Below are 301 nucleotides of genomic sequence, written 5' to 3' on the forward strand. Positions count from 1 at the left end.
TCATGACCTCAGGCATACTGCGGTCATGAATACGCTGCCTGACTTAAGCCAACTGACCCATGAACAACTGCTGGAATTTACCCGGCAGTTGGCGATGCAGCATCAGTCTCTGGCACAATCAAATCAAGAATTAGAAAAATCAAACCAGCAATTAGATTCTAAAGTTCAACATCTGGAAGTATCAAATCAACAATTAGATGCCAAAGTTCAACATCTTGAAGTCACCAATCAGCAATTAGATTCTAAAGTTCAGCATCTTTCTATTCTCAATCAAAAATACGAGCATGAACTGGCGCTGTTT

Annotated in this window: 1 pseudogene; it reads left to right on the plus strand. The window is 40.2% G+C overall.

The annotated features are described in order from the left end of the window. Positions 1-25: 25 nt before the first annotated feature. A pseudogene (locus tag L6C30_RS14810) lies at positions 26-301 on the plus strand (IS66 family transposase); the annotation flags it as partial.

It is taken from the genome of Acinetobacter sp. KAM396 (genome assembly GCF_021602765.1).
Taxonomy (GTDB): domain Bacteria; phylum Pseudomonadota; class Gammaproteobacteria; order Pseudomonadales; family Moraxellaceae; genus Acinetobacter; species Acinetobacter towneri_A.